The sequence below is a fragment of the uncultured Candidatus Puniceispirillum sp. genome (genome assembly GCF_963979125.1).
Classification (GTDB): Bacteria; Pseudomonadota; Alphaproteobacteria; order Puniceispirillales; family Puniceispirillaceae; genus Puniceispirillum.
Map to the genome: position 1 here is coordinate 1 of NZ_CAXBVX010000122.1, position 5179 is coordinate 5179.

The following is a 5179-nucleotide window of genomic DNA, read 5'->3' on the forward strand; positions in this document are numbered from 1 at the left end:
TTCTGGCCAGATGATGGCCGGATGATGTTTGTTTATGCCGCGATCATCTTTCGGCTTATGGCCGGATGATGCTTATATGGAGATAATTTTATGACTGCACCAACCAGCTTTCCTTTGCCACAGGAAATTCGCCTGTCATCGACCAAGGACATGCTGACAATCTCGTTTGATACAGGCGATATTGTTACACTACCAGCCGAATTATTGCGGGTTGAGTCACCATCAGCCGAAGTGCAAGGGCATGCGCCAGATCAGAAAAAAACACCTGCCGGAAAAAGCAATGTCCAGATCAGGGATATCGAACCTGTCGGCAATTATGCGGTGCGTCTGGCGTTTGATGACGGCCATAATACAGGGCTGTTCAGCTGGGCCTTGCTGTTTGACTATGGTATGCGCAAAGACGAATTGATGCAGAATTATGAAGCGCGGCTGGTGGCCGAAGGGCTGGCCCGATAGCCATATGTCTAGCGGGGTAATTTACCTTGCATTAAGGACGCCTTGTTAAGCGTCCCGCCCGCGGCAATCTTGCTAAGTGCCATTTTCAAGGGTGAGGCATTGACCAGACTCATGCCAATGCCAGTGATCCGGCGCAGACCCCGCGGCATTTTGAAAAACAGATTATTCAACACTGTTGTCACGCCGCTCATCGCCAGCACTTCGACTTTCCGATTGGCCGTATAATCGCTCAAGACCGATGGATGCCCAGCGGTAAGCCCGCGGTGATGCGCATCTGTCAGGCTATCAGCCAGCACGGCCGCATCGCCAAGCGCCAGATTATAACCTTGTCCAGCAAGTGGGTGAATCGCGTGAAAAGCATCACCTGCCAGCACTATATTGGCGCTTTTTGGTGACAGACTAAGCGATGGTGTCAATGGCCATAACAGCCGATCGCTATCAACGTTAAGATACCCCAGATCATGACCAAACGCGGCATTGCAAGCTATGTCGAATTGGGTGTCATCCATTGCCATATGCGCGTCAGTTTCATCGGCGGGCAATGTCCAGACAAGCGAGAGCAGATTGTCTGGCATCGGCATCAGGGCAATAGGCCCGCCGATGAGGAACCGTTGAAAGGCACTATCACCATGTGGCTTTTCACTTTTCAGCACGGCGACGATGGCCGATTGCCGATGTGGTGATGTGCGCGTTTTTAAACCAGCCAGCGTGCGCAAGGGGCTGTTGGCACCATCACAGGCCACCAGCAGATCGCATGACATATCGATACCAGACGTAAGTTTTAAATGCGCCTTGTTACCAATGTTGGCAAGGTCACTGATCGCGCTATTATCTATATAGGTAACGTCGGTCTCGGTAAGGCGTTGCTTTAGGGCGGCAAACAGATGGCTGTTTTCGACGACATAGGCCATGGGCGCATCATCATGCGACCAATGTAGGTTAAAATCGCTTTTAGGGGTCATGCTGGCTGTTATGGTGGCGGCACCTTCGGCCACGTGCATATGCCAGATTGGCGCGGCCTTATCCGCAAGATGCGCCCAGACACCAAGGCAATCAAGCATGCGGGCACCTGCCGCATGGATTGTTGTTGTGCGGCGGTCAAGGCTAGGTGATGAGGCTGTTTTCGGACGCGTGGATGATCGGTCAATTAACGTTACATTATAGGGTGTATGCGCCAAGGTGATCGCCATCATCAGACCCGTCAGGCCACCACCAGCAATAACAATTTCGGCTGAACCGGGATCATGCGCCGCTTTATTTTGCCCTGCTTTATCGGGCATGATTATCTCCGAAATGTTGGTGCAGAATATGCCGTACTAGGGATGCCAGATTTCCACCTTCGAAACGATAGGCATGACAGCCTGCATTATGGCCAGCTTCGACATCTTTTTCATGGTCGCCAATCATCACCGAGCGTGGCAGATCAATATTCCATTTTTTGGCAAGGCCCAGAATCATGCCTGGTGCGGGCTTGCGGCATGAACAAGGGGTTTTCAGACTCTCAATCTCAGCCAAGGGATGATGCGGGCAAAAGGCAATATCGGTAATGGTGACATTGGCTTTGGCCAGTTCGCTTTGTAAATGATCGTGAAAGGCATGCATATCAGCCGCGGTAAAAAACCCCCGGCCAATACCGCCTTGATTGGTGACAATAAATATATCCAGTCCGGCACCAGCAAATAATTGCAGTGCCTCAACCGCGCCATCGATCCATGCAAAGTCGGCAATATCCCATGTATAGCCATGATCGCGGGTAAGCGTATTGTCGCGGTCAATAAAGATGGCAGGTTTTTGTGACATGCTGTCCGTAAATCTATGATGGTGACGCAGTTCAGTTTCACGTCATTTTTAAATCATTGTTACCTTATTATATAGTCAATAGCTGGTGGATCGCCAGATCATCTTTGCTTTATCCTATAATATGAGGTGTGCTTTAAACAGGTTATATTCTGACAAATATTACGATTAGCCATTCAGGCGGGGGCTACGATTGCCCATTCGGGTGGCATGCGTTACGACTATATCGCGTCCATGATGTTATGGGCGTGACCCAGAATTTAGGTGTTTTGAGGCACGACGATGAAGTTAAATCCCGATTATTCCGTTTTTGATGGCAATATGTTTGTCCAGCTACGTGCGTTGCTGGCTGATGTGGAACAGCCGCAAGATATGGATATGCTTGATCTGTCGATTGGTGAGCCACAATTACCAGTATCATCAATTCTGACCGATGGTGTCACTAAATATAATGATGGCTGGCAGTTTTATCCAAAAGCCAACGGCACGCCGCGATTTCGTGCGACCATTGGTGATTATATCGCGCGCCGCTGGCCAGCGGCGGCTGGACTGGTTGATATTGATAGCGCCATCGCGCCAGTGACAGGAACGCGCGAGCCGCTGTTTATGCTGGGCAATCTGGTGCAAGGTACAAAGCGCAATCCAGTGGCGCTAGTGACAAATCCGTTTTATCACGCCTGGCGCGCAGGTGGGCTGGCAAGCGGTAGCGAAATTATCTTTATGAATAGTGATGCGGCGCATAATTTTCTGCCTGATCTGGACGCGATCAGCGCAGATATATATGAACGCACAACGATCATGTATCTGTGTAGCCCGACCAATCCGCATGGCTGTGTCATGGATATTGACTATCTGAAAGCAGCGCTTGACCTTGCGCGAACATATGATTTTCTGTTGGTGCTGGATGAATGCTATGCCGATATTTGGCGTGGGTCGCCGCCAACTGGCTTATTGGAAGCGGCGGCGGCACTGGCGGCTGGAGGGTCTGCTCCGGATCCCCAGCGTAATGATCCCCAGCGTAATGATCCCCTGCGTAATATGGTGATATTGAATTCACTGTCGAAGCGGTCAGGGGCGGCAGGCATTAGAGCCGGTTTCATGGCTGGCGACCGTACGGTGATCGGGCTGTATTTGAAGCTGATTGGCAATGGTGGTTCGCTGGTGCCGACGCCATTATTGGAAATTGCCAGCGATCTATATGCAGATGAAGCGCATGTTGCCAAAATTAGGGCACATTATGACCATTCTTTTGCCCTAGCCGAACAGCATCTTGGGATTGCCGCCCCACAGGGTGGCTTCTTTTTGTGGTTACCGGTTGAGGATGACATAGAATTTGTAAAAAGATTGATGGCTGAACAGGCGGTAAAGGCTATTCCCGGATCATATATGGGCGTAGAAACAGCTGCAGGTAATCCGGGGCGCGGGTTTGTGCGGCTGGCATTGGTGCATGAACATGCAGTGATCGATCAGGCATTAGCGCGCATTGCCACATTATATCAGGCGCATTAGACATAGGCACCAATGGTGCATGCCTGTAATATTCGGGTGACTATAAATACCGATGATTATACATTACGGGTCAAAACAAGAATGGAATTATCAGCATAGACATGCAGGACGAAACCGAAAAGAAACCACTTTTATCCTCGGCGGTTGCCCGTTTTCTTCAGCATCGTCTGATGGAGCTTGTTGGCCTGTGCCTGTTTGTGCTGGGATGTCTGGTTATGGCCGCGCTTGCCAGCGCGCATAGTGGCGACCCGTCATGGAGCACAGCGTCAAATGCGATTGTTCGCAACTGGCTGGGCCCGATTGGGGCAAATTTATCATCTGGTTTGCTAAGCGCGATTGGTCTGGCCTCCTTTGCTTTGGCCGCAATACCAATATTGTGGGGCGCGCGTTTGATCCGCAAGCGGGTCATTAGCCATTTCCGCATCCGTTTCTTTATGGCACCGCTATGTCTGATTTTGCTGGCGGCGGCGATACAGGGGCTGGCAGGGGGCGGGGCAACCGCGCTTGGCGGGGCAGCAGGCGCGCTGTTGCTGGGATGGTCACTGCAATATATCGATCCCCTGCCAGAATTTATGGGCTTTGGAACAGAACATTATCTGGGTCTGGCTTTTGGGGTTTTTGGAGTCTGGAGCTGGCTATGGTCAGCCGCGTTATCGCGCCAGCAATGGCTGGGTCTAGGACGTGTGACCGCCCGTATAACAGGCATCGTAAAAAGCATATTTGGCGGGGTGGGCACGCTGGTTGCGCGTGATGAAAATGCCGTAAAGCCAGCAAAAAAGGCAAAGCCGAAACGGGATAAGAAAACCCGTCAGGAACCTGTGTTGGTAGCTGGAGCCAGCGTCGATGACACCGAAGCCAAAACCGCTGGACGTAAGGCCAAAGGTGATAAAGGCCAGCAGACAGTGCTTGATTTTGACGCCGCCACAGGATTCAAGCTACCGCCACAAAAGCTGTTGCAGGCGCCAGGCAAAAGCGCGTCGGCACCAGCCAAAGCCGTTTTGCAGGAACATGCCAGCATGCTGGAAACCGTGCTGTCCGATTTCAGCGTCAAAGGTAATATTGCCGATGTACGCTATGGTCCCGTGGTCACGCGCTATGATCTGAATCCGGCACCAGGCACAAAGTCGCAACGGGTGATTTCGCTGGCGGATGATATTGCCCGTTCCATGAGCGCGATATCGGTGCGTGTTGCGGTTGTGCCGGGTCAGAATGTGATTGGCATCGAATTACCGAATGAAGACCGGCAAACGGTGATTTTGCGCGATATTCTGGATAGTGCGGTCTGGCGGGAAAATAACAATGCCCTGCCGATGGCGTTGGGTAAGGATATTGCGGGTGTGCCGATTGTTGTCGATCTGGCCAAAATGCCGCATTTGCTGGTTGCCGGAACAACAGGATCAGGCAAATCTGTGGGCAT

General features: G+C 51.6%; 5 protein-coding genes. 3 read left to right on the forward strand and 2 right to left on the reverse strand.

The genetic code is table 11. From position 1 onward, the window contains the following. Positions 1–90: 90 nt before the first annotated feature. On the forward strand, positions 91–456 hold the full coding sequence (locus ABNT28_RS09870; protein WP_332924368.1) for a DUF971 domain-containing protein: 366 nt from the start codon (positions 91–93) through the stop codon (positions 454–456). An 8-nt stretch (positions 457–464) separates the two neighbouring features. On the opposite strand, the gene ABNT28_RS09875 is transcribed toward ABNT28_RS09870, so the two are convergent. Together ABNT28_RS09875 and ABNT28_RS09880 are read right to left on the reverse strand one after the other, a co-directional pair. After that, positions 465–1736 (reverse strand): FAD-dependent monooxygenase, encoded by a 1272-nt coding sequence (locus ABNT28_RS09875; RefSeq protein ID WP_332924367.1) that lies wholly within the window; start codon positions 1734–1736, stop codon positions 465–467. Then, positions 1726–2256 (reverse strand): HAD family hydrolase, encoded by a 531-nt coding sequence (locus ABNT28_RS09880; RefSeq protein ID WP_348721498.1) that lies wholly within the window; start codon positions 2254–2256, stop codon positions 1726–1728. The genes ABNT28_RS09875 and ABNT28_RS09880 overlap by 11 nt, the downstream gene beginning before the upstream one ends. Before the next feature lie 279 nt (positions 2257–2535). Between ABNT28_RS09880 and ABNT28_RS09885 the strand changes: the two genes are divergently transcribed. Further along, positions 2536–3762, forward strand: coding sequence for an aminotransferase class I/II-fold pyridoxal phosphate-dependent enzyme (locus tag ABNT28_RS09885; protein WP_332924365.1), 1227 nt, complete (start codon positions 2536–2538; stop codon positions 3760–3762). Positions 3763–3863: 101 nt separating this feature from the next. After that, a partial coding sequence (locus ABNT28_RS09890; RefSeq protein ID WP_348721499.1) for a DNA translocase FtsK 4TM domain-containing protein occupies positions 3864–5179 on the forward strand: 1316 nt, incomplete at its 3' end.